The organism is Streptomyces sp. NBC_00250, assembly GCF_036192275.1.
GTDB lineage: Bacteria > Actinomycetota > Actinomycetes > Streptomycetales > Streptomycetaceae > Streptomyces.
In genome coordinates this window covers 2667501-2690491 of the sequence record NZ_CP108088.1, presented here as the reverse complement: position 1 = coordinate 2690491, position 22991 = coordinate 2667501, and the positions used below count along the sequence as shown (strand labels likewise).

The 22991-nt window shown below is 70.1% G+C and carries 19 protein-coding genes and 1 rRNA gene (1 of these 20 only partly in view); 14 read left to right on the top strand and 6 right to left on the bottom strand.

The genetic code is table 11. The features are described from left to right. Window positions 1–54: 54 nt before the first annotated feature. Both OG259_RS11915 and eccE read right to left on the bottom strand, forming a co-directional pair. Entirely contained in the window at window positions 55–882 is an 828-nt protein-coding gene (locus OG259_RS11915; protein ID WP_328942254.1) for a hypothetical protein, read from the bottom strand. Continuing rightward, the gene (eccE, locus tag OG259_RS11910; protein WP_328942253.1) at window positions 882–2183 is read right to left on the bottom strand and encodes a type VII secretion protein EccE; all 1302 of its coding nucleotides are present in this window, start codon (window positions 2181–2183) and stop codon (window positions 882–884) included. Before eccE ends, OG259_RS11915 begins: the two co-directional genes overlap by 1 nt. A 189-nt stretch (window positions 2184–2372) precedes the next feature. Between eccE and eccB the strand changes: the two genes are divergently transcribed. The 4 genes from eccB to OG259_RS11890 all read left to right on the top strand — a co-directional run bounded on the left by eccB (window position 2373) and on the right by OG259_RS11890 (window position 6101). Continuing rightward, entirely contained in the window at window positions 2373–3926 is a 1554-nt protein-coding gene (gene eccB / locus OG259_RS11905; protein WP_328942252.1) for a type VII secretion protein EccB, read from the top strand. A gap of 186 nt (window positions 3927–4112) precedes the next feature. Continuing rightward, window positions 4113–5231 (top strand): type VII secretion-associated serine protease mycosin, encoded by a 1119-nt coding sequence (gene mycP / locus OG259_RS11900; RefSeq protein ID WP_443052123.1) that lies wholly within the window; start codon window positions 4113–4115, stop codon window positions 5229–5231. Window positions 5232–5421: 190 nt separating this feature from the next. Continuing rightward, the gene (locus OG259_RS11895) at window positions 5422–5757 is read left to right on the top strand and encodes a WXG100 family type VII secretion target (protein ID WP_266897326.1); all 336 of its coding nucleotides are present in this window, start codon (window positions 5422–5424) and stop codon (window positions 5755–5757) included. A 53-nt stretch (window positions 5758–5810) separates the two neighbouring features. Then, the gene (locus OG259_RS11890; RefSeq protein ID WP_266897328.1) at window positions 5811–6101 is read left to right on the top strand and encodes a WXG100 family type VII secretion target; all 291 of its coding nucleotides are present in this window, start codon (window positions 5811–5813) and stop codon (window positions 6099–6101) included. A gap of 78 nt (window positions 6102–6179) precedes the next feature. Here OG259_RS11890 and OG259_RS11885 read toward each other — a convergent pair whose 3' ends face one another. Next, complete coding sequence (locus OG259_RS11885; RefSeq protein ID WP_443051950.1) at window positions 6180–6485, bottom strand: DUF397 domain-containing protein; 306 nt, start codon at window positions 6483–6485, stop codon at window positions 6180–6182. Window positions 6486–6640: 155 nt separating this feature from the next. After that, window positions 6641–10609 (bottom strand): type VII secretion protein EccCa, encoded by a 3969-nt coding sequence (eccCa, locus tag OG259_RS11880; RefSeq protein WP_328942250.1) that lies wholly within the window; start codon window positions 10607–10609, stop codon window positions 6641–6643. 183 nt (window positions 10610–10792) lie between these two features. On the opposite strand from eccCa, the gene eccD reads away from it, so the two are divergent. From eccD to OG259_RS11850, 6 genes are all read left to right on the top strand, one after another. Further along, the gene (gene eccD / locus OG259_RS11875; RefSeq protein WP_328942249.1) at window positions 10793–12271 is read left to right on the top strand and encodes a type VII secretion integral membrane protein EccD; all 1479 of its coding nucleotides are present in this window, start codon (window positions 10793–10795) and stop codon (window positions 12269–12271) included. Between the two features lie 181 nt (window positions 12272–12452). Then, window positions 12453–12743 (top strand): 30S ribosomal protein S15, encoded by a 291-nt coding sequence (gene rpsO, locus OG259_RS11870; protein WP_231071434.1) that lies wholly within the window; start codon window positions 12453–12455, stop codon window positions 12741–12743. Between the two features lie 283 nt (window positions 12744–13026). Continuing rightward, complete coding sequence (locus OG259_RS11865) at window positions 13027–15246, top strand: polyribonucleotide nucleotidyltransferase (protein WP_328942248.1); 2220 nt, start codon at window positions 13027–13029, stop codon at window positions 15244–15246. Then, window positions 15243–16622 carry a M16 family metallopeptidase gene (locus OG259_RS11860; RefSeq protein WP_328942247.1) on the top strand — a complete coding sequence of 460 codons (1380 nt, stop codon included), beginning with the start codon at window positions 15243–15245 and terminating at the stop codon, window positions 16620–16622. Before OG259_RS11865 ends, OG259_RS11860 begins: the two co-directional genes overlap by 4 nt. A 26-nt stretch (window positions 16623–16648) precedes the next feature. Then, window positions 16649–17401 carry a 4-hydroxy-tetrahydrodipicolinate reductase gene (gene dapB / locus OG259_RS11855; protein ID WP_266897347.1) on the top strand — a complete coding sequence of 251 codons (753 nt, stop codon included), beginning with the start codon at window positions 16649–16651 and terminating at the stop codon, window positions 17399–17401. Window positions 17402–17406: 5 nt separating this feature from the next. Continuing rightward, window positions 17407–17859 (top strand): hypothetical protein, encoded by a 453-nt coding sequence (locus OG259_RS11850; protein WP_266897349.1) that lies wholly within the window; start codon window positions 17407–17409, stop codon window positions 17857–17859. On the opposite strand, the gene OG259_RS11845 is transcribed toward OG259_RS11850, so the two are convergent. Beyond that, window positions 17849–18409 carry a hypothetical protein gene (locus tag OG259_RS11845; protein WP_328942246.1) on the bottom strand — a complete coding sequence of 187 codons (561 nt, stop codon included), beginning with the start codon at window positions 18407–18409 and terminating at the stop codon, window positions 17849–17851. The genes OG259_RS11850 and OG259_RS11845 overlap by 11 nt on opposite strands. Window positions 18410–18463: 54 nt before the next feature. Next, window positions 18464–18703, bottom strand: coding sequence for a hypothetical protein (locus OG259_RS11840; protein ID WP_328942245.1), 240 nt, complete (start codon window positions 18701–18703; stop codon window positions 18464–18466). A gap of 155 nt (window positions 18704–18858) precedes the next feature. Here OG259_RS11840 and thyX point away from each other — a divergent pair, with 155 nt between their 5' ends. The 4 genes from thyX to OG259_RS11820 form a co-directional block, all read left to right on the top strand. Then, window positions 18859–19599, top strand: a complete 741-nt coding sequence (gene thyX, locus OG259_RS11835) for an FAD-dependent thymidylate synthase (protein WP_055600971.1) — start codon at window positions 18859–18861, stop codon at window positions 19597–19599. A 179-nt stretch (window positions 19600–19778) separates the two neighbouring features. Further along, entirely contained in the window at window positions 19779–20678 is a 900-nt protein-coding gene (gene dapA / locus OG259_RS11830; RefSeq protein ID WP_328942244.1) for a 4-hydroxy-tetrahydrodipicolinate synthase, read from the top strand. 99 nt (window positions 20679–20777) lie between these two features. After that, window positions 20778–22463 (top strand): ribonuclease J, encoded by a 1686-nt coding sequence (locus tag OG259_RS11825; RefSeq protein WP_328942243.1) that lies wholly within the window; start codon window positions 20778–20780, stop codon window positions 22461–22463. Window positions 22464–22984: 521 nt separating this feature from the next. After that, window positions 22985–22991, top strand: a 16S ribosomal RNA gene (locus tag OG259_RS11820) (it continues 1519 nt past the right edge of the window).

The window sequence follows — 22991 nt, the reverse complement described above, 5'->3', positions numbered from 1 at the left end:
CCCGACCGTTCAAAACGATGCAAAAAGGGACGTACTTGAACGACTTCGTGCCGTTCAGTCCATCCGGCGCGCGCCGCCCAACAATCCGGTCTCGGCGTCGGTCCCCTGCGTCATGACGAACTGGCGGTCGCTCGGCGTACACCACAGCGTCACTCCGTCCGCGAGCGTGGACAGCGCCTCGTACTCATGGCGGGGCAGGCTCATGATGCGGCCGATCTGCGCGGCCTCGTCGGGGGACACCCGCTGGACGCCGACGAGGGACGACTTCTCTAGGAGCCGGGGCGCGACCGGACTCAAGTACGGGAGCAGCGTCACCACCGACTGCCAGGGCGCCGACACGACCCGGCCGCGCGGCGGCCGCATGCCGCAGTCACGGACCACGACCACCGGACTGCCCGCGGACGCGCCCTGCGGCGGCACGCGACCCACGTCGTGCAGCGAGATGCACGGCTGCCCGCCGCCGGCGGCCTGCGCCAGCGCCGTCCAGGCCTGCGCGCGGCCGGTCTCGACCGCCACCCGGGCACCCGTCGCGGCGGCCCGGAGGGCCAGCACCTGCGCGGTCCACAGACCGCCGATGAGCGTGATGTCGTACGGAACGGGCCGGTTGATGCCGAGCACCGCCGGCCGGCTCTCGGCGTCGACGCCGATCACCATGCCGTCGTCGCCGACCGGCAGGGCCAGCGCCTCGAGTTGGTCGAGGGGGACGGCGTGCCGGTCGCGGCGCGGCCCGACGAGCCCGAAACCGAACCGGGGCTTCGTGGCGCGCCCCGTCCCCCGGGAACCCGTCGCCCGGGAAGCGGACCTGCCGGACCTGCCGGAGCCGGCGGAACCGCCGGAACGAGCCGGCGTACCGAAGGACGGAGAGGAAGCGGAGTGGGACATCAGCGCGCACCTCCCAGCGGAAGCGTCGCGAGCATGCCGGGCACCTGTTCACGGTCGAGTCGCACGAGTCCCGTCCTCACCCCGCGCGCCGCGCGCTCCAGTTCGTGCCGCGCAGCGACCAGTTCCTCGTCGCTGCGCCCGGTGATCCGTACATGCCCGGCCACCGTCACCTCCTGCCGGTCCCCGCCGCTCAGCGTCAGGCTGAACGTCGTCGCGAGCGCGGGCAGCGAGGTCAGCAGGGCCACCAGCTGCGGCATCGAGGCCCCCGCGCCGCCCTGGCCGCCGAGCTGGGGCCAGCGCCCCACCCAGTACGTCGTGTGCCGCCGGTCGTCCACCCGCCAGGTCCGCGCGGTCTCCTGGGTCCGACGCCCCTGCGTCTGTCCCCGGCCGGCCTGCGCTATCGCCATCGGGCTGGCGCAGGTCGAGGTGGCGAGCGCCGAGGTGAGCTCCTGCTCCGTCAGCACGCTCGCGCTGAACCCGGCGCCCGCGAGCCGGCTGGCCAGCTGGTCCGCCGCGCGCACCACGCACTTCTGCGCGCCCGCGAGACCGCCGCCGCGCGCGGCGACCGCCTCCGGGCAGAGTTCGGGGTCGAGTTTGAGCGCGATCCAGGTGATCCGCACGGCGGGCGAACCCGTCTGCGCCTGGAGCGGCCCGTAGTTGCGGGCCGCCATCGACTGCGCGGGCAGGTGCGGCGCGGGAGCGGGCTGCGTGTGCTGCACGATCTGCGCCGACTCCAGACGGATGCCGTCCACGCTCAGCACGTCACGGACGATCCCGACGGGCAGCGGCCGCGCGCCGCGGTCCGGGCGCAGCGCCGTGCCGTCCGACTCGACCCGCAGCACAGCCGTCAGGAAGGTGCCGTCGCCGATCATGCCGACCGGACGCCGGTCACGGTCGCTGTACGCGTAGGTCCGCAGCGCCGGGTCGCACTCCACGACCGGAGCGAGTCCCGGCTCGGTGCCCTCCGGCACCGTGAACGAGGACGCCCTGCGGCTACGGGCCCGCAGCGCGAAGAACGTACCGAGCCACTCGGGCAGTGAACGGCGGTGCCGGCGGACGACCGCGAGCAGGACGAGCACGACGGCGACGACGCCGGCGGGCGCGAGCAGCACCGGCTCGACGACCCAGGCGACAAGGAGCAGCGCCGCCGCCACCTCGACCAGTACGAGCTGTTGCAGTTGAAACGAACCGAAGTGTCCCGGGCGCGCCTGGAGCCTCGGCGAGACCGAGGAAACAGGTCCCGTGGACGGGGGTTCTGAAGTGGTGGCCGCGGCGGGCCGCGTCCGCGTCGCGGAAGCCATGATGGAGAATCCCCCTCAATTCATCCCGATCACCCTGGCCCGCCAGGGCTTTGGCGGCCGGATCACCCTACCCGCCCCACGAACCCCACGGGACAGCAGGCATAGTAGGGGGCCGGTCCGACGGCCGGGGCCAGGGTGTCACCTCCCTGGCTCCCGCGCGAAGATCGCGCCTGACGAGAATGGGGACTCATGGCATCGCGGCGGGATGAGCTCAACGCGTACACCTTTGCGAAGAAGCGCACGGTGGCGGCATTCCTCCAACCCTCGCCCTCCGGCACGGAGGAGGGGGCACCGAAGCCGCTGCGCGCGATCCTTCCCGGGATGATCGTCGCCGCGCTGGTCGTCGCGGGCTTCGGCGCCTGGGGCATGTTCAAGCCGCAGGCCCCCAAGAACTGGGACATGCCCGGCACCCGGGTCATCGTCGGCAAGCAGTCGACCACCCGGTACGTGGTCCTGCAGACCGGCAAGGGCAAGGACGCGAAGACGCTGCTCCACCCGGTCCTCAACCTCGCCTCCGCGCGGCTCCTCCTCAACCCCGACCAGTTCCAGGTCGTTCAGGTCTCCGACACGGAGCTGGACAAGGGCACGCCCCCGCGCGGCCCGATCCTCGGCATCCCGTACGCCCCCGACCGGCTGCCCACCGCGGACGAGGCGGGGAAGTCCAAGCGCTGGGCGGTCTGCGAGCAGCCCGGTGGCGGCGCGGGCGCCAGCGTCCAGAAGGCGACCTTCGTCTTCGCCGAGCGGGACCTGAAGCTCACCGAGGACGACAACCGGCTCGACGACGGGGAGATCCTGTACGTCAAGGGGCAGAAGGGCGCGGCCCAGTTCCTCGTCGACCACACCGGCACCAAGTACCCGGTGAAGGCCGACTCCACCGGACTGCTCACCGCGCTCGTCGGCCTCGGCAGGGAGCCGCAGCCGGTCACCGACGACTGGCTCGCCACGCTGAACACCGGCGACGAGATCGACTTCCCGCGCATCGCGAGCGGCGATGTCGGCCGCACCACCCAGATCCCCGGCGCCACCCTGACCGAGACCGAGAGCCGGATCGGCAACGTCCTCCTCGCGGCGACCGGCTCCGGGCCCCAGAACTACGTCGTGCTCCCCGGCAAGGTGCAGCCGGTCACGCCGTTCACCGCCTGGCTGCTCATCAACGCCCCGCAGACCCGCTCGCTCGACATGGACGGCAAGGCCACGCCCGCCGACGCCTCTTCCTTCGTCCCTGACCCGACCGTCTTCCACGGCGGGGTGAAGTGGCCGAAGAAGAAGACGACCCAGGTCGTCAACTCCGTCTCCGGAGTGGACGCCCGCGACACCGTCTGCAGCGTCCTCACCGGCGTCGGCGAGCGGGGGCAGACGACCCTCATGACCTGGTCGGGCACCAAATACCCGGCCGACATCACCGCGGGCGGCAGCAGCACGTACGTCACGCCCGGCACCGGTCTGCTCTACACCCAGATCCAGGGCAAGCAGAAGACGCCCGACGGCTCGCTGTTCCTCGTCACCGACACGGGCCTCCGCTACGCGGTCCAGGCCAACGGCGACAGTGACTCCGCCCGTTCCGAGATCGGCACCGGGGACAAGGAGAAGTCGGCCGACGGACGCCCGGAACCCAGCGACGCCCAGAAGCGTCTCGGCTACGAGAAGGTCGTGCCGGCCCGGATCCCCATCGAATGGTCCGAGTTCCTTTCGAAGGGTCCCCGGCTCGACGCCAACAGCGCGCGTCAGCCGCAGGGTTCCTAGGGGGTGGCACCGGTGACGAAGAACTCCCGCACGACGTCCCGTACGCCGTCCCGCGCCGCGGCCCTCCTCGCCGCGGGCACCCTCGGCGCGCTCCTCGCCGCCCCGGGCGCGGCCTCGGCCGCCCCGTCCGCCCCGGAGCGCAGCGACGGCCCCGTCCTCGACGGCAGCGGCGAATGCACCTTCCCGATGAAGAAGCAGATCGCGGACACCCCCTGGCCGCTCCAGCGGGTCCTCCTCGACGAGCTGTGGCAGGACACCAAGGGCAAGGGCGTCAAGGTCGCGGTCATCGACACGGGCGTCGACGACGTCAACCCGCAGCTGCGGAGCGCCGTCGATCCCAAGCTGGGCAAGGACTACCTCAAGCCCGACAAGAAGAACCCCGGCTTCGGCGACGAGCAGCGCGGCAAGACCGACGGCACCGTCGACCAGGTCGGCCACGGCACCAAGGTCGCCGGCATCATCGCCGCCCGCCCCCGAAAGGGAACCGGCTTCGTCGGCCTCGCGCCCGAGGCGACGATCATCCCGATCCGGCAGAACGACGAGAAGAACAGCGGCAAGTCCGACACGATGGCACAGGCCATCACGTGGGCCGTCGCCAAGGGCGCCCACGTCATCAACATCTCGCAGGACACCACCGAGCCGCTCGACGCGGATTCGGACATGGCCAAGGCGGTGGCCGAGGCGATCAAGAGGGATGTCGTCGTCGTCGCCTCCGCCGGCAACGACGGCATGGACGGCACCTTCAAGAAGACCTACCCGGCCGCCTTCCCCGGCGTCCTCGCCGTCGCCTCCTCCGACCGGAACAACGAGCGCGCCGCGTTCTCCCAGGCCGGCGACTTCGTGGGCGTCGCCGCCCCCGGCGTCGACGTCGTCTCCACGGTCCCCGGCGGCGGCCAGTGCGTCGACAACGGCACCAGCTTCTCCGCGCCGTACGTCGCCGGTGTCGCCGCCCTGCTCCGCGCCGAGCACGACGACTGGACCGCGGCGCAGATCGTCGCCCGGATCGAGCAGACCGCCGTCCGCTCGGTCAACGGACGTGACAACTACGTCGGTTGGGGTGTGGTCGACCCGGTGCGGGCCCTGGCGGACGCCCCCGGGGCGCCGCCCACCGCGCCCACGCCCGACCCTCGCCCGCCCAAGCCGCCGGCTCCCGAGCCGGCCCGTCTGGCGCTGTCGGAGACGCCTCAGGAGCGCTCCGAACGGCTCGCCACCTACACGTTGGGGATCGGTGTCGTCCTGGTGGCCGTGGTCGCCGGGACCGCCACTGTGATCCGCGACAGCCGCCGCAGAAGGGGGGCACGTTGACCCGCGTAGCGGTCAAGTATCCCGACCCTCCTTTGCAGTTGGAACTGCCGCCGTCAATGGCTAAAGTGACCGCTGGGCGCACGGCAGTGCGATCCCAGCACGGGGGCGGCATCAGAAGATTCCCGTCCGCATCACGACCGGATGGCCCGATGGCCCAGCCGTCGACGTCACCGAAGGAAGAAGGGGCAAGATGTCGAAAGACCTGAACGTAACCAGTGCCGAACAAGTCAAGCTCGCCGGCCGGATCCAGGACTTCTCCGACGAGCTCCAGTCCCGCATCACCAACCTCAACGGCGTGGTCGACCGCGTCCAGGCGGGCTGGCAGGGCGCTGCGAGCAAGGAGTACGACCGGGTCCAGAACGACCTGAACCAGCGTCTGCGCAGCATGCGTGCCGAGCTCAGCAAGCTCGAGGAGATCATGCGCATGAGCGCCGACGGGTTCACGCAGGAGGAAGAGGACCGTCTGCGGTCCTTCAAGACCATGGACTCCAGCGGCGGCGGCCAGAGCGCCATCCTGGGCGTCTGAGCAGCCCGGTCCCCACAGTCCTCCGCGCCACTCTCACTTCAGGAGTCATCATCATGACCACTGCGGTCAATTACGACACCGTGACGCAGGCGGCGGCCGACACCCGCCTGACCTCCACCACGCTCACCCAGAAGCTCGACGACCTCATGGCCGAGGTCAACCGTGTCGCCTCCAACTGGGAAGGCGAGGCGAAGGTCGCCTACCGCGAGAGCCAGGACCGCCTGACCCGTGACATGGCCGGCATGAACCAGGACCTGGCGCGCATCGCCCAGCTCCTCGACGAGTCGGTCATGGGCTACCAGGACACCGACAAGGGCAACGCCGCCCGGTTCCGCATGATGTGAGCGACTCTGCCGACCGGCAGAGACACGCGTGAGGGGGTGGCCCGTCCGACGGGCCACCCCCTCACGTGCGTCCGCGGGTCACCGCAGGTCGAACTCGCCGTCCCTGGCGCCGAGGACGAACGCGTCCCACTCGGCCTTCGTGTAACGCAGCACCGTCTCCTTGTCGAGGGACGAACGCATCGCCACCGCGCCCTCGGGGAGCCGGGCGATCTCCACCCGCTCCTCGTCCGGGCTCGTCCCGGGAGCGCCCTCCCACGCGACGCCGGAGATGTCGAGCGCGTACAGCTCGTCCTTCTGGCGCTGCTTCTCGGCGGCCAGAGCGCTGTCGGCGGCGCTGCCCGCGGCGCTGTCGGAGCTGCTCGTGCTGGTGTCTGCGTCGGTCATCGGCGCGTTCCCTTCGCGGTGGTACGGCGGTCCCTCCCACAGTAGTGGGACCGCCGTACCCGATCAGCGGGAATTCCCGCGCCCGCCAGGCCTGCTTCGCCGGGCCTGCTCCGTCGGACCTGCTCCGGCAGAGCGGTTCTGCCGGAGCCGCTCCGTCAGTGCCGTTCCGGCAGCCAGCCCAGCTGGACCAGCGGCGTGCCCCGCTTCCGCGACACGAACGTGCCCCGGCCCGGAGGCATCGGCCGGGCCCGGACGTTGCCGAGGATGTCGCCCTCGCCCGGGTCGCCGGAGAGCAGCACGCCCTGCGCGCCCAGCTCCCTCATGCGCTGCATGAACGGCTCGTACATCGCCCGGGACGCGCCCGCGGCGCTGCGCGCCACGATGAACCGGATGCCGACGTCCCGCGCGAACGGCAGGTTCTCCACCAGGACCGCCAGCGGGTTCCCCGAGTTGGTGGCCACCAGCTCGAAGTCGTCGACCAGGACGTACAGTTGCGGCCCCGTCCACCAGCTGCGGTCCCGCAGCTGCTGCGGCGTGATGTCGGGCTTGGGCGCCCGCTTCGTCATCACCGTGTTGATCGCCTCCATGTGCATCTGCATGGCGGAGGCCATCGGCGCGTACTCCAGGAGGTGCGAGGGTGCGACCGCCTCCAGCATCGTGCGCCGGTAGTCACCCACCACGATCCGCGCCTGCTCCGGCGTGTACCGCTCGCACAGCTGCTTGGCGATGAGCCGGAGCAGTGCCGTCTTGCCGGACTCGCTCTCGCCGAAGACCAGGAAGAACGGGTCCGACTCGAAGTCGACGAACACCGGCTCCAGGTTCGTCTCGTCGATACCGATCGCGATGCCGTGCTGCGGGTACTCGAAGCCCTTCGGCAGCCGCTCGGCCGGCAGCTTGCGCGGCAGCAGCCGCACCGCGGGGGCCGGGGCCCCGGTCCAGGACGCCTGCACCGACCGTACGAACGCCGACGTGCCGTCCGACAGGTCCACGGACGAGCTCGACCCGTCGATGCGCGGCAGCGCCCCCATGAAGTGGAGCTTCTCCGGCACCTGGCCGCGACCCGGTACGCCGGGCGGCACGTTCGCCGCGACCTTGCGGTCGAACTCGGAGTCCATGACGTCACCGAGCCGCAGTTCGAGCCGGCCCAGCATCTGGTCCTTGAGCGCCGCCCGCACCTCCATGTACCGGGAGGCGGTGATCACCACATGGATGCCGTAGCCCAGACCGCGCGCCGCGATGTCCGCGACGATCGGCTCCAGCATGTCGTAGTCGTTGCGGAAACCGCCCCAGCCGTCCACGACCAGGAAGACGTCGCCCCAGGCCTCGCCCGGCAGTTCGCCCGCGGCCCGCTTGCGCCGGTAGGTGGCGATCGAGTCGATGGAGTTCGAGCGGAAGAACTCCTCCCGCCGGTTCAGCACGCCCATCACCTCGGCGACCGTACGCCGCACTCGCTCCGGGTCGAGCCGGGACGCGACCCCGCCGACGTGCGGCAGGTCGGCGAGCGAGACCATGCCGCCGCCACCGAAGTCCAGGCAGTAGAACTGCACCTCGGCCGGGGTGTGGGTGAGCGCGAACGACGAGATGAGCGTCCGCATCATCGTCGACTTGCCGGACTGCGGACCGCCGACCACCATCATGTGACCGGCCGCGCCCGAGAAGTCCCGGTACAGCACCTCACGCCGCTGCTCGAACGGCTTGTCGATGAGGCCGAGCGGCACCGTGAGCCCGCCCTGACGCGTGTACTCCGTCGCCGTGAGCCCCCGGTCCGCGGTCTGCGCGAGACCCGGAAGCAGCTGGTCGAGCGAGGGCGCCTGGTCGAGCGGCGGCAGCCACACCTGGTGCGCCGGCACGCCCTGGCCCTCCAGACGGCGCACGATCACGTCGAGGACGGTGTCCGCGAGCGCGTCGTCCTCCTCCGCCCGCTGCGCCGTGAGGTATGCCGGGTCCGGCGCCGCGTACACCACCGGCACCGGCGCCGCCGTGAACACCGCGGGACGCCGCTCCACCGGCAGCTGCCCGATCTCCAGACGCGGCCCGCCGGTCCGGTAGGTCCCCGAGACGTACGCCGCCTTGAAGCGGGTCATCTCGTCCGTACCGAACTTCAGATAGCCCGAACCGGGCACGGACGGCAGGTGGTACGCGTCCGGCACACCGATCGCCGTCCGCGACTCCGCGGCCGAGAACGTCCGCAGACCGATCCGGTACGAGAGGTACGTGTCCAGGCCGCGCAGCTTGCCCTCCTCCAGGCGCTGCGAGGCGAGCAGCAGATGCACACCCAGGGAGCGGCCGATGCGGCCGATCTGGATGAACATGTCGATGAAGTCCGGCTTGGCGGTGAGGAGCTCGGAGAACTCGTCGATGACCAGGACGAGCGAGGCCAGCGGTTCGAGCGGGGCACCCGCCGCACGCGCCTTCTCGTAGTCGTGGATGTTGGCGTAGTTGCCCGCCGACCGCAGCAGCTCCTGGCGCCGCTGCAGCTCGCCGCGGATCGCGTCGCCCATGCGGTCGACGAGCGTCAGGTCGTCGGACAGGTTGGTGATGACCGCCGCCACGTGCGGCATCTGCGACATGCCCGCGAAGGTCGCGCCGCCCTTGAAGTCCGCGAGGACGAAGTTCAGCGTCTCCGAGGAGTGCGTCACCGCGAGACCGAGGACCAGCGTCCGCAGCAGCTCCGACTTTCCGGAACCGGTGGCGCCCACGCACAGACCGTGCGGGCCCATGCCCTCCTGCGCGGCCTCCTTGAGGTCCAGCATGACCGGCTGGCCGTCCTCGCCGACACCGATCGGCACCCGGAGCCGTTCGGCCACCGAGCGGGGCCGCCAGGTCCGTGCCACGTCCACCGAGGCGGCGTCGCCCAGGTTCAGCAGATCCGTGAAGTCCAGATTGGCGAGCAGCGGCTCGTCGTCGTCCCCGCCGCCCATCCGCAGTGGGGCCAGCTGGCGCGCCAGGGCCTCCGCCGCGGGCAGCGAGATGCCGTCCGGCAGCCCCTCGTACGCGAAGCCGCCTCCCGACTCCAGCCGCAGCCGGCCCGGCCGAACCACCACCGAGAGACCGCCGCGCGGCTCGTCGAGGTCGCCGGAGACCACCTCGACGATCGTCACGCCCTGGAGGCCCTCGGCCGCCGCGAGCAGGGAGTCCGGCGGCACCATGCCACCGCGCGTCGAATCGGAGTCCAGGACCACGACCACGTGCGGCTGGTCGAGGACCGGCTGGTTCTCCCGGGAGAACCGCGGCCGCCCGTCCAGCTTCGAGCGGATCAACTGCTCCAGTTCATTGAGGTCGTCGCCGAACAGGCGCTTCGTGCCCGCCCCGTCGACCTGCCCCGGCACCTGGGTGTGCGGCAGCCACTTCGTCCAGTCCCAGCGCTCCTGCGCGGGCCGCGTCGCGACCACGGCGAGCATCAGGTCGTCGGGGGAGTGCAGGGTCACCAGCTGCGACACCAGGGCACGCGCCGTCGCCTGCGCCGACTCCGCGTCACCCGACACCGTCACGTGGTAGAACGCCCGCATCGAGACCGCCATCGGCAGTCCGTCCAGGGTGCCGTGCACCGCGAGGAACTGCTGCATGGCGCCCGCGCACAGCGGCTCCAGCTCGTCCACCGGAGCCGTGTCCGGGGCCACCAGCGGGGTCGCCAACTGCTGCGCCCCCAGCCCGATCCGCGCCTGCCCGAAGTCATGGTCGCCGACCCGGCGCTCCCACACCCGCGAGCCCTCGGCCACGACCGACCACAACTGCTCGGGGGAGGGGTGCAGATACAGCTGCGCGTCCCGCTGCTTGCGGGCCGTGCGGCGCACCGTACGACGGGTCTGCGCGAGGTATTTGAGGTAGTCGCGGCGGACATCGGACATTTGCCCCTGCGTACCGCGACGGAATCTGACGAACTGGGCGACGGCCATCGCGACCGTCGACGCCAGCATCAGCGTGCCCATGATCTTCATGATCGGCGACGGCGTCATGAAGAAGAACACGACCGAGGAGCCCATGCCGAGCATCGGCAGGAGCTGCATCAACGCCGACTCCTGCTGTCCCCGCGGGAGTTCCGGCGGAGACTCCAGGATCAGTTCCTCACCGGGCACTTCCGGCGGAAGTGACCTCGGCGGGCGTTTGACGACGATCTGGCTCACCGGCGCATCAATCCCTCGTTGGAGGCGGGCTCGTGGCGGGAGCATCCGCACGGCACCCCTGTCGGCAGCCGAGCGCACGGACTTCCCCCATGGGACGGCGATCCTACTTGCAGCCCCCACCCCCCGTCCCCGGTAGGGTGGCGCGCGCATCGTGCGCAACCGCGAATCAGGGGGTCCAGACACGTGAGTACGACCGCAGCGACCGGCTTCTGCCGCGTCACCGTCGTGGCGCCGGACAGCCGCATCGACGTCGCACTCCCCGAGGACATCGCCGTCGCCGACGTCTACCCGGAGATCCTGCGGCTCACCGGACAGACACAGGCCGCCGGTACGCCCACGGGCTACCACCTGGTCCGCCGGGACGGATCCGTCCTCGACGGGGCCCGCACCCTCGCGGCCCAGCAGGTCCTCGACGGCGAGGTGCTCTCCCTGCGCCCGTTCGCCCAGTCCCTGCCGCCGGCCGTCTACGACGACGTGTCCGACGCCGTCGCCTCCGCCGTCACCCGCGACCGGCACCTGTGGAGCGACGAACTGCTGCGCGGCGCCGGACTCGTCGGCGGCGTGCTGCTCCTCGTCCTGATGGGCTTCGTGCTGTGGTTCGCCGACCCGGTCCGCCACGACATGCACAGCCTCCCCGGGATCATCGCGGGCGCCGCGGGATTCCTCCTCACCGCCTTCGCCGGAGTGCGTGCCCGCGTGTACGGCGACCGGGCGACCGCCGTCGCCCTGGGCCTCGGCGCGCTGCCGCTGCTGCTCATCGCCGGCTCCGGCATCGTCGGCCCCGACGCCGGCCAGGGCCCCGGCCGACTGCAGTTCCTGCTCGGCTCCGTCACCGTCCTCGTCGCCTCGGTGGCCCTGGTCGCGCTCACCCCCAGCGGTGACGCACCCTTCGTCGCCGCCACCTTCCTCGCCACCGTCGGCACCCTCGCCACCTTCGTGGCGATCCTCACCGAGTCGACCGCCACCGAGACGGCCGCCGCCTGCGCCCCCGTCGCCATCGGCCTGGTCGCCTTCCTGCCCGGACTCTCCGCCCGCTTCGCCCGGCTCCCCATCGGCTACGCGGCTCCCCGCAGCGCCACCGACGACGAGTTCCACGGCGACCCGCAGCAGACCCCCGGCGAGGAGCTCCAGCCCGTCGACGGCGAGCGCATCGCGCTCCAGGCCCGCCGCGGCCACGAGATGCTCCTCGGCCTGGTCGGCGGCTGCGCGGCGGTCGTCGTCGGCTCCGCCGCCGTCCTCGGCTTCGCCGGAAACGTCTGGGGCCAGTTCCTCGCCCTCGCCGCCGGCCTGGCGATGCTGCTGCGCGCCCGCCTCTTCCGCTACACCTCGCAGGTCGCCTGCGTCCTGGTCGCCGGCATCGCCGCCATCGCCCTGCTCGTCCTCGGCCTCTCCCTCAACCCGCCGGTGGACCTGATCAAGGACTTCCTCATGTACGGGGACCGGGGCCCCCTGGACATCCGGACGATCTGGCTCACCGCGGCGGTCGCCGCCGGAGCCGCGCTGATCACCGCGATCGGCCTGATCATCCCGAGGAAGGGCCTCTCCCCGTTCTGGGGCCGGCTCCTCGACCTGGCCGAGGGCGTCGTCCTGCTCTCCCTCGTCCCGCTCTGCCTCGCCGTCCTCGACGTCTTCACCACGGTCCGGTCCTTGACCAGCAAGTAGAGGTCTGCTCCGGGGGCGCTCCGGCGAGCTGGTACGCTGTGTGACGGCCGTTTGTGTACGCGCTCCCGGAATCCTCTGGAAGCTGCGCCCATCGGACCTTCGCCCGTCGAGTCACGGAAGCTTCCCCTGAGATCAAGACCAGGGGCACTCGCGGGCGCACGAATACCTAGAGGAGATCCGCGTGGCTCTCGACGCCGCTGTCAAGAAGCAGATCATGACCGAGTTCGGCACCAAGGAGGGCGACACCGGCTCCCCCGAGGTCCAGGTCGCCATGCTGTCCCGTCGCATCTCGGACCTGACCGAGCACCTCAAGCAGCACAAGCACGACCACCACTCCCGTCGTGGTCTGCTGATCCTGGTCGGCCAGCGCCGCCGCCTGCTGCAGTACCTGGCCAAGAAGGACATCGCGCGCTTCCGTACGCTCGTCGACCGGCTCGGCATCCGCCGTGGTGCGGCCGGCGGCGCCAAGTAAGTCGCCGTTGAGGGAGCGGTTCCCCCTTTCAGGGGGCCGCTCCCTTTGCTGTACGTGCACAAAGTGCGCATCGGCCCGTAGGCTGGTCGCACAACCCCCATAACGACGAGCGAGGAGCCGCCGGCTCGCCGCCGGTCCTCGGTAGTGGCCCCCGGAACGAATCCCCGGGTGCTTCGATCGAAGACCGGCCAGCACCCGAGGCGCGCTTCTCCGCCCCCGTCGCACACCGTCCCCGGCCACACGGGCCCCGGACGCAAAGACGAACACGTAGGAGAAACCGCTAGTGGAGAACGAGACCCACTACGCCGAGGCCGTCATCGACAACGGCGCCTTCGGTACCCGCACCATCCGCTTCGAGACCGGCCGCCTCGCCAAGCAGGCCGCCGGCTCCGCCGTCGCCTACCTGGACGACGACACGATGGTCCTTTCCGCGACCACCGCCTCGAAGCGCCCCAAGGACCAGCTCGACTTCTTCCCCCTCACGGTGGACGTCGAGGAGCGGATGTACGCGGCCGGCAAGATCCCCGGCTCCTTCTTCCGCCGGGAGGGCCGCCCCTCCGAGGACGCGATCCTCACCTGCCGTCTGATCGACCGGCCGCTGCGCCCCTCCTTCAAGAAGGGCCTGCGCAACGAGATCCAGATCGTCGAGACGATCATGGCGCTCAACCCCGACCACCTGTACGACGTGGTCGCGATCAACGCCGCCTCCTGCTCCACGCAGCTGGCCGGCCTGCCCTTCTCCGGCCCGATCGGCGGCACCCGTGTCGCCCTGATCAAGGGCCAGTGGGTCGCGTTCCCGACGCACACCGAGCTTGAGGACGCCGTCTTCGACATGGTCGTCGCCGGTCGTGTCCTCGAGGACGGCGACGTCGCGATCATGATGGTCGAGGCCGAGGCCACCGAGAAGACCATCGAGCTCGTCAAGGGCGGCGCCGAGGCGCCGACCGAAGAGGTCGTCGCCGCCGGTCTCGAGGCCGCGAAGCCCTTCATCAAGGCCCTCTGCAAGGCCCAGTCGGACCTCGCCGCCAAGGCCGCCAAGCCCACCGGCGAGTTCCCGGTCTTCCTGGACTACCAGGACGACGTCCTGGAGGCGCTCACCGCCGCCGTCAAGGGTGAGCTCACCAAGGCGCTCACCATCGCCGGCAAGCAGGAGCGCGAGGCCGAGCTCGACCGCATCAAGGAGCTCGCCGCCGAGAAGCTCCTCCCGGCCTTCGAAGGCCGCGAGAAGGAGATCTCGGGCGCCTACCGCGCGCTGACCAAGAAGCTGGTCCGCGAGCGCGTCATCAAGGACAAGGTCCGCATCGACGGCCGTGGCCTCACGGACATCCGTACGCTCGCGGCCGAGGTCGAGGCCATCCCGCGCGTGCACGGCTCGGCGCTGTTCGAGCGTGGCGAGACCCAGATCCTGGGCGTCACCACCCTCAACATGCTCCGTATGGAGCAGCAGCTGGACACCCTCTCCCCGGTGACCCGCAAGCGCTACATGCACAACTACAACTTCCCGCCGTACTCCGTCGGCGAGACCGGCCGCGTGGGCTCGCCCAAGCGCCGTGAGATCGGCCACGGCGCGCTCGCCGAGCGCGCCATCGTGCCGGTCCTTCCGACGCGCGAGGAGTTCCCCTACGCGATCCGTCAGGTGTCCGAGGCCCTCGGCTCCAACGGTTCGACGTCCATGGGCTCGGTCTGCGCCTCCACCATGTCGCTGCTGAACGCCGGTGTGCCGCTGAAGGCCGCCGTCGCCGGTATCGCCATGGGTCTGATCTCCGAGGAGATCGACGGCCAGACGCACTACGTCGCCCTCACCGACATCCTCGGTGCGGAGGACGCCTTCGGCGACATGGACTTCAAGGTCGCCGGCACGAAGCAGTTCGTGACCGCGCTCCAGCTCGACACCAAGCTCGACGGCATCCCCGCCTCGGTCCTGGCCGCCGCGCTGAAGCAGGCCCGCGACGCGCGTCTGCACATCCTCGACGTGATGAACGAGGCGATCGACGTTCCGGACGAGATGTCCCCGAACGCGCCGCGCATCATCACCGTCAAGATCCCGGTGGACAAGATCGGTGAGGTCATCGGCCCCAAGGGCAAGATGATCAACCAGATCCAGGAGGACACCGGCGCCGAGATCACGATCGAGGACGACGGCACCATCTACATCGGTGCCGCCGACGGCCCGGCCGCCGAGGCCGCCCGCGCCACGATCAACGGCATCGCCAACCCGACCATGCCGGAGGTCGGCGAGCGCTACCTGGGTACGGTCGTCAAGACCACCACCTTCGGTGCCTTCGTCTCCCTGCTCCCGGGCAAGGACGGCCTCCTGCACATCTCGCAGATCCGCAAGCTCGCCGGTGGCAAGCGCGTGGAGAACGTCGAGGACGTGCTGGCGATCGGCTCCAAGGTCCAGGTCGAGATCGCCGAGATCGACCAGCGCGGCAAGCTGTCCCTGATCCCCGTGATCGCGGACGAGGACGCTGCCGAGGGTGACAAGGACGACGCTGCCAAGTGACGTCCCGTAGTTCCCGCGCGACGGCCCGCCCCTCTTCGGAGGGGCGGGCCGTCGCCCGTACCCAAACGCTTCTCCCGGGCAGGGACGGCATCGGCACGGTCCGCCGTACGACCCTCCCCGGCGGCCTCCGGATCGTCACCGAGACCCTCCCCTCCGTGCGCTCCGCCACCTTCGGCATCTGGGCGCACGTCGGATCCCGCGACGAGACCCCTTCGCTGAACGGCGCGACCCACTACCTGGAGCACCTCCTCTTCAAGGGCACCCACAAGCGGTCCGCCCTCGACATCTCCGCCGCGATCGACGCGGTCGGCGGCGAGATGAACGCCTTCACGGCGAAGGAGTACACCTGCTACTACGCCCGGGTCCTCGACACCGACCTGCCGCTGGCGATCGACGTCGTCTGCGACATGCTCACGGGCTCGCTCATCCTCGACGAGGACGTGGACGCCGAGCGCGGTGTCATCCTCGAAGAGATCGCGATGACCGAGGACGACCCCGGTGACGTGGTGCACGAGCTGTTCGCGCAGACCATGTTCGGCGACACCCCGCTGGGCCGCCCGGTCCTCGGCACCGTCGACACGGTCAACGCCCTCACCCGCGGCCAGATCGCCCGCTTCTACAAGAAGCACTACGACCCGACCCACCTGGTCGTCGCCGCCGCGGGCAACGTCGACCACGCCACGGTGGTACGCCAGGTCCGCCGCGCCTTCGAGAAGGCCGGCGCGCTCACCCGTACCGACGCCGTCCCCGTCGCCCCCCGCGACGGCCTGCGCACCCTGCGCGCGGCGGGCCGCGTCGAGCTCCTGAACCGGAAGACCGAGCAGGCCCACGTGGTCCTCGGCATGCCGGGTCTGGCCCGCACCGACGAGCGCCGCTGGGCGCTGGGCGTACTGAACACCGCCCTCGGCGGCGGCATGTCCTCCCGTCTCTTCCAGGAGGTCCGCGAGAAGCGCGGCCTGGCCTACAGCGTGTACTCGTACACCTCCGGCTTCGCCGACTGCGGCCTCTTCGGGGTGTACGCGGGCTGCCGACCGGGCCAGGTCCACGACGTCCTGAAGATCTGCCGCGACGAACTCCACAAGGTCGCCTCCGACGGCCTCACGGACGACGAGATCGCCCGCGCCGTGGGCCAGCTCTCCGGTTCGACCGTGCTCGGCCTGGAGGACACCGGCGCGCTGATGAACCGCATCGGCAAGAGCGAGCTGTGCTGGGGCACCCAGATGTCCGTCGACGACATGCTGGACCGGATCGCGGCCGTCACCCCGGACGAGGTCCGGGAGGTCGCCCGCGATGTACTGGACCAGCGGCCCTCGCTCTCGGTGATCGGCCCGCTGAAGGACAAGCAGGCGGACCGCCTCCACCAAGCGGTCTCCTGACCCCGATCCGTAAGGAAGACGAAGCAATGAGCAAGCTGCGCGTGGCAGTCCTCGGTGCACAGGGCCGTATCGGCTCCGAGGCCGTGAGGGCCGTCGAGGCCGCCGAGGACATGGAACTGGTCGCGGCCCTCGGCCGCGGGGACAAGCTGGAGACGCTCACCGAGGCGGGCGCCCAGGTGGTCGTCGAGCTGACGACCCCCAGCTCGGTCATGGAGAACCTCGACTTCTGCGTGCGCCACGGCATCCACGCGGTCGTCGGTACCACCGGCTGGACCGAGGAGCGCCTCGCGCAGCTGCGGACCTGGCTCGCCGCCTCCCCGGAGACCGGCGTCCTCATCGCTCCGAACTTCTCCATCGGCGCGGTCCTCACCATGAAGTTCGCCCAGATCGCGGCCCCGTACTTCGAGTCCGTCGAGGTCGTCGAACTGCACCACCCGCACAAGGTGGACGCACCCTCCGGCACCGCCGCCCGGACGGCCCAGCTGATCGCCGCCGCCCGCGCCGAGGCCGGTCTCGGCGCCCAGCCGGACGCGACCGCGACCGCCCTGGACGGCGCGCGAGGCGCTGACGTCGACGGCGTCCGTGTCCACTCGGTACGCCTGGCGGGCCTGCTGGCCCACCAGGAGGTGCTGCTCGGCGGCGAGGGCGAGACCCTCACGGTCCGCCACGACTCGCTGCACCACTCCAGCTTCATGCCGGGCATCCTTCTGGGCGCCCGCCGTGTCACCAGTACTCCGGGCCTCACCTTCGGCCTGGAGAACTTCCTGGACCTGGGCTGACGGCCATGGGCGGAAAGATCACGTACGTCTTCCTGGCCACCGTCCTCGTCCTCGTCTTCGGCGTGGTGGCGATGGAGGGCGTCCTGCTGCTCCTCACGGGTGAACCGGCCGCCATGGGCATGGGCGCGGTGGCGTTCCTGCTGCCCGCCGTCGGCGGCTGGTTCCTCTGGAAGAACACCCGGTTCGCCCGCCAGGCGGGCCGCCTCGCCACCGAACTGGAGGCGGAGGGCGGCCTGCCCGTCGACGAGCTGAAGCGCACGGAGGGCGGCCGGATCGACCGCGACTCGGCCGACGAGGTCTTCTCCCGGCGCAAGGCCGAGACGGAGGACTCGCCGGACGACTGGCGCTGCTGGTTCCGGCTCGCGGTCGCGTATCACGACGCCCGCGACACCCCCCGCGCCCGCAAGGCGATGCAGAGGGCCATCGCCCTCCACGAGGGGCGTCCGGTCAGCGCGTAGCGGCCTGCGGCCGGCCGTACTCGGCGTTCCAGGCCTCGACCGTGTCGGCCGCCCGGTCGAAGGCCTCGACACGGGAGAGGAAGTCGGCGTTGTGGTCGGTGAGCAGCATCAGCTGCTCACCACCCTGCCGACCGAGCTCCAGGGCCTGGCCCTGGACGGTACGGGGGAGCCCCAGCCAGCGCACCGGCTGCTGCACGGTCCTGACGTGGGTCACCTTCGCCCACGGCACGGTCACGGTCGAGAAGAAGGCCACGCGCCGGATCCCGGCACGGCTCACCCAGGTGCCCATACGGAGCATCCGCAGGGCGGCCAGGATGACCAGCACGGCGATGGTCAGGGTGGCGGCCCCGCCGCTGAAGCCTCCGGCCGCGGTGATGATCACCGCGGCGAGGAGTACGAACGAGGCCAGCAGCAGCGCGAGCGCCGCCGCTCCGACCCGCCAGGACCCGGGCCGGTACGGACGACGCCACTGGTCGTGGTCGTCGAACGGCAGGGCGACGTGGTCGGTCGTGTCAAAAGCACGGTCCGCCGTCAGAAAGGGCAGGGGCACGACAGGTCCTCACTCACAAGCACGCTCGAAGGGGCAGTGCCCGGTGAGGCTACCTCAGCGGTTGTCGGAGGCTTCGGACTGCTGCTGGCTCCGGGCGGAGTCGCCCGATTGCAGGGACGGCATCCCGAAGATCAGCGACCCCACGAGACCGGCCACGACCGTCAGCCCGATCAGGGTACGGCCCACGATCTGTGAGGCGCCGAGGCGCTCCCGGGGTGGCGGCGTGACGTTACTGCGGAATTGGTCGGCCTCCGCGACGAACGCGAACGGTACGGCCTCGTTCCGGCTCAACATCAGGGCCACTCTCCTCGGGTTGTCTTCATGTGTCACAGGGAGAGACGACAGAACCGGGGTTTTGGTGCCCTATTTCACCAAAGCGGCCGAATCTCATCCTCCGGTAGGACGTCGTTAGAGTGGGCGACTGCAACAGCCGATTGGAAGGACCGCTGGTGACCGACAGCCCCACCGAGAACGTGAAGATCGACTTCCGGAGCGACGTCACCGTCGAGCTGGTCAAGAGCGCGGCGGCCGACTCCGACGTCCTCTGGGCAGCCCGGGTCTCCACGGCGGGCGAGCAGTCCCTCGAAGAGCTCCAGAAGGACCCGGAGCGCTCGAAGGGCCTCATCAACTACCTGATGCGCGACCGCCACGGCAGCCCCTTCGAGCACAACTCGATGACGTTCTTCATCAGCGCCCCGATCTTCGTGTTCCGGGAGTTCATGCGGCACCGCGTGGGCTGGTCGTACAACGAGGAATCGGGCCGCTACAGGGAGCTCCAGCCGGTCTTCTACGTCCCCGACGCCTCCCGCAAGCTCGTCCAGGAGGGCCGCCCCGGCAAGTACGTCTTCGTCGACGGCACCCAGGAGCAGCACGACCTGGTCAGCCGCACGATGGAGGACTCGTACCGGCAGGCGTACGCCACCTACCAGGAGATGCTGGCGGCCGGCGTCGCCCGCGAGGTCGCCCGCTCGGTCCTCCCCGTCGGTCTCTTCTCCTCGATGTACGCCACGTGCAACGCGCGCTCGCTGATGCACTTCCTCGGCCTGCGCACCCAGCACGAGCTCGCCGCGGTCCCGTCCTTCCCGCAGCGGGAGATCGAGATGGTCGGCGAGAAGATGGAAGAGCACTGGGCCCGGCTGATGCCGCTGACCCATGGAGCCTTCAACAAGAACGGCCGTGTGGCCCCGTAGAGCACTGATGTCCGAACACCCCGAGCGAAGTGTCCGTATTGCGACGTTTCACGAAGTTCATCTAGGCTGATCAAACGGACCCGGCGCTGCCTGAACCCCCGAGCAGGCAGCGCCGGGCTCCCTTTCTCCTGTCCCCCCAGGGGGACACCCGGCGCTGAGCAGCGAGTAGCGTGTTACCCATGGCTCCGATCTCCACTCCGCAGACCCCCTTCGGGCGGGTCCTCACCGCCATGGTCACGCCCTTCACGGCGGACGGCGCACTCGACCTCGACGGTGCCCAGCGACTGGCCACCCACCTGGTGGACGCAGGCAACGACGGCCTCGTCGTCAACGGGACCACCGGCGAGTCCCCCACCACCAGCGACGCGGAGAAATCGGAGCTGGTACGAGCGGTACTGGAGGCGGTCGGCGACCGCGCCCACATCGTGGCCGGCATCGGCACCAACAACACCCACCACTCCATCGAGCTGGCCCGCACCGCCGAGCGTGACGGCGCACACGGCCTGCTCGCCGTCACCCCGTACTACAACAAGCCGTCGCAGGAGGGTCTGTACCGGCACTTCTCGGCCATCGCCGACGCCACCGAGCTCCCGGTGATGCTCTACGACATCCCCGGTCGCAGCGGCGTCCCGATCGACACCGAGACGCTCGTCCGGCTCGCCGAGCACCCGCGCGTCGTCGCCAACAAGGACGCCAAGGGCGACCTCGGCCGCGCCAGCTGGGCCATCGCCCGCTCCGGCCTCGCCTGGTACTCCGGCGACGACATGCTCAACCTGCCCCTGCTCTCCGTCGGCGCCTGCGGCTTCGTCTCCGTCGTGGGCCACGTCGTCACCCCGGAGCTCCGCGCCCTCCTCGAGGCCCACCTGGGCGGCGAGGTCCAGAAGGCCACCGAGATCCACCAGAAGCTGCTCCCGGTCTACACCGGCATGTTCCGCACCCAGGGCGTCATGACGACCAAGGCCGCCCTCGCCCTCCAGGGCCTCCCGGCCGGCCCCCTGCGGCTGCCGCTCGTGGAGCTCTCCCCCCAGGAGACCGAGCAGCTCAAGGTCGACCTGGCCGCCGGCGGGGTAGAGCTCTGACAACGGACTTCACAACTGAACACTGACAACAGCAAGTGCACGAATGTCATGCGCGCCACGTGCCAAGGGGTACGTGGCGTGCGTGGTGAGGAGAGTCTTTTGAGTCATCCGCATCCTGAACTCGGCGCCCCGCCGAAGCTGCCGAAGGGCGCCCTGCGCGTCATCCCGCTCGGCGGGCTCGGCGAAATCGGCCGGAACATGACGGTCTTCGAATTCGACGGCCGTCTGCTCATCGTCGACTGCGGCGTCCTCTTCCCCGAAGAGGAGCAGCCCGGCGTCGACCTGATCCTCCCGGACTTCAGCATCATCCGGGACCGCCTCGACGACATCGAAGGCATCGTGCTCACGCACGGCCACGAGGACCACATCGGTGCCGTCCCCTACCTGCTCCGGCTCAAGCCGGACATCCCGCTCATCGGCTCCAAGCTGACCCTCGCCCTGATCGAGGCCAAGCTCCAGGAGCACCGCATCCGCCCCTACACCCTTGAGGTGAAGGAGGGGGACCGGGAGGTGCTGGGTTCGTTCGACTGCGAGTTCATCGCGGTCAACCACTCCATCCCGGATGCGCTGGCGGTCGCCATCCGCACCCCCGCGGGCATGGCCGTCGCCACCGGCGACTTCAAGATGGACCAGCTCCCGCTGGACGGCCGCCTCACCGACCTCCACGCGTTCGCGCGTCTGAGCGAGGAAGGCATCGACCTCCTCCTCTCGGACTCCACGAACGCCGAGGTCCCGGGCTTCGTCCCGCCGGAGAAGGACATCTCCAACGTCCTGCGCACGGTCTTCGCGAACGCCCAGAAGCGCATCATCGTGGCCAGCTTCGCCAGCCACGTGCACCGCATCCAGCAGATCCTCGACGCCGCCCACGAGTACGGCCGCCGGGTCGCCTTCGTCGGCCGCTCGATGGTCCGCAACATGGGCATCGCCCGTGACCTGGGCTACCTCCGGGTCCCGGCCGGCCTCGTAGTGGACGTGAAGACCCTCGACGACCTGCCGGACGACGAGGTCGTGCTGGTCTGCACGGGTTCCCAGGGCGAGCCGATGGCGGCCCTGTCCCGCATGGCGAACCGCGACCACCAGATCCGGATCGTCCCCGGTGACACCGTGATCCTGGCGTCGTCCCTGATCCCGGGCAACGAGAACGCGGTCTACCGCGTGATCAACGGCCTGACCCGCTGGGGCGCGAACGTCGTCCACAAGGGCAACGCCAAGGTCCACGTCTCGGGCCACGCCTCGGCCGGCGAGCTGCTGTACTTCTACAACATCTGCCGCCCGAAGAACCTCATGCCGGTCCACGGCGAATGGCGCCACCTGCGCGCCAACGCCGAGCTCGGCGCGATGACGGGTATCCCCAAGGACCACATCGTCATCGCCGAGGACGGCGTCGTCGTCGACCTGGTCGACGGCCGCGCCCGGATCACCGGCAAGGTCCAGGCGGGTTACGTGTACGTCGACGGCCTCTCGGTCGGCGACGTCACCGAGGTCCACCTCAAGGACCGCCGCATCCTCGGCGAAGAGGGCATCATCTCGGTCTTCGTGGTGGTGGACTCCTCCACCGGCAAGATCGTCAGCGGCCCGAACATCCACGCTCGTGGCTCCGGCATCGAGGACTCGGCGTTCGACGCCGTGATCCCGAAGGTCGACCAGGCGCTGAACAAGTCGGCCCAGGACGGCGTGCTCGAACCCCACCAGCTCCAGCAGCTGATCCGCCGCACCGTCGGCAAGTGGGTCTCCGACACCTACCGCCGCCGGCCGATGATCCTCCCGGTCGTCGTCGAGGTCTGACGAGCCTGACCAGCAACGCACCGGAGCGGGGCGCCTCGATTTGCATCGGGGCGCCCCGCTCCAGTACGTTTACGGCTCCGCCAGAACGGGAAGCCCCGGCGCCGACGTGCGCCTGAACGCTTCTACGGGAGGCGGGAAATCCGACTCAGATCTTCTGATAAAGTCGGAAACGCCGAAAGGCCCCCGGAGTGAAAACAAAAGGGACCGGAAAGCACCGAGGAAATCGGATCGGAAAGATCTGATAGAGTCGGAAACGCAAGAACGAAGGGAAGCCCGGAGGAAAGCCCGAGAGGGTGAGTACAAAGGAAGCGTCCGTTCCTTGAGAACTCAACAGCGTGCCAAAAATCAACGCCAGATTAGTTGATACCCCGTCCATCTTCGGATGGCGAGGTTCCTTTGAAAGTCCTGCCGGCCCTTGTGGCGGGTAGGCAACATACACAGCGAGGACGCTGTGGACAGTCGGCCTTATTCCGGCCTGACTGTCCCGCTCAACGCGAGTGTCACCCGATTACGGGTAAACATTCACGG

What these genes read in the sequence shown, in the direction of transcription:
- OG259_RS11915 (WP_328942254.1), bottom strand. Translation starts at nt 882, where the DNA reads ATGTCCCACTCCGCTTCCTCTCCGTCCTTCGGTACGCCGGCTCGTTCC.
- eccE (WP_328942253.1), bottom strand. Translation starts at nt 2,183, where the DNA reads ATGGCTTCCGCGACGCGGACGCGGCCCGCCGCGGCCACCACTTCAGAA.
- eccB (WP_328942252.1), top strand. Translation starts at nt 2,373, where the DNA reads ATGGCATCGCGGCGGGATGAGCTCAACGCGTACACCTTTGCGAAGAAG.
- mycP (WP_443052123.1), top strand. Translation starts at nt 4,113, where the DNA reads ATGAAGAAGCAGATCGCGGACACCCCCTGGCCGCTCCAGCGGGTCCTC.
- OG259_RS11895 (WP_266897326.1), top strand. Translation starts at nt 5,422, where the DNA reads ATGTCGAAAGACCTGAACGTAACCAGTGCCGAACAAGTCAAGCTCGCC.
- OG259_RS11890 (WP_266897328.1), top strand. Translation starts at nt 5,811, where the DNA reads ATGACCACTGCGGTCAATTACGACACCGTGACGCAGGCGGCGGCCGAC.
- OG259_RS11885 (WP_443051950.1), bottom strand. Translation starts at nt 6,485, where the DNA reads ATGACCGACGCAGACACCAGCACGAGCAGCTCCGACAGCGCCGCGGGC.
- dapB (WP_266897347.1), top strand. Translation starts at nt 16,649, where the DNA reads ATGAGCAAGCTGCGCGTGGCAGTCCTCGGTGCACAGGGCCGTATCGGC.
- OG259_RS11850 (WP_266897349.1), top strand. Translation starts at nt 17,407, where the DNA reads ATGGGCGGAAAGATCACGTACGTCTTCCTGGCCACCGTCCTCGTCCTC.
- OG259_RS11840 (WP_328942245.1), bottom strand. Translation starts at nt 18,703, where the DNA reads ATGTTGAGCCGGAACGAGGCCGTACCGTTCGCGTTCGTCGCGGAGGCC.
- dapA (WP_328942244.1), top strand. Translation starts at nt 19,779, where the DNA reads ATGGCTCCGATCTCCACTCCGCAGACCCCCTTCGGGCGGGTCCTCACC.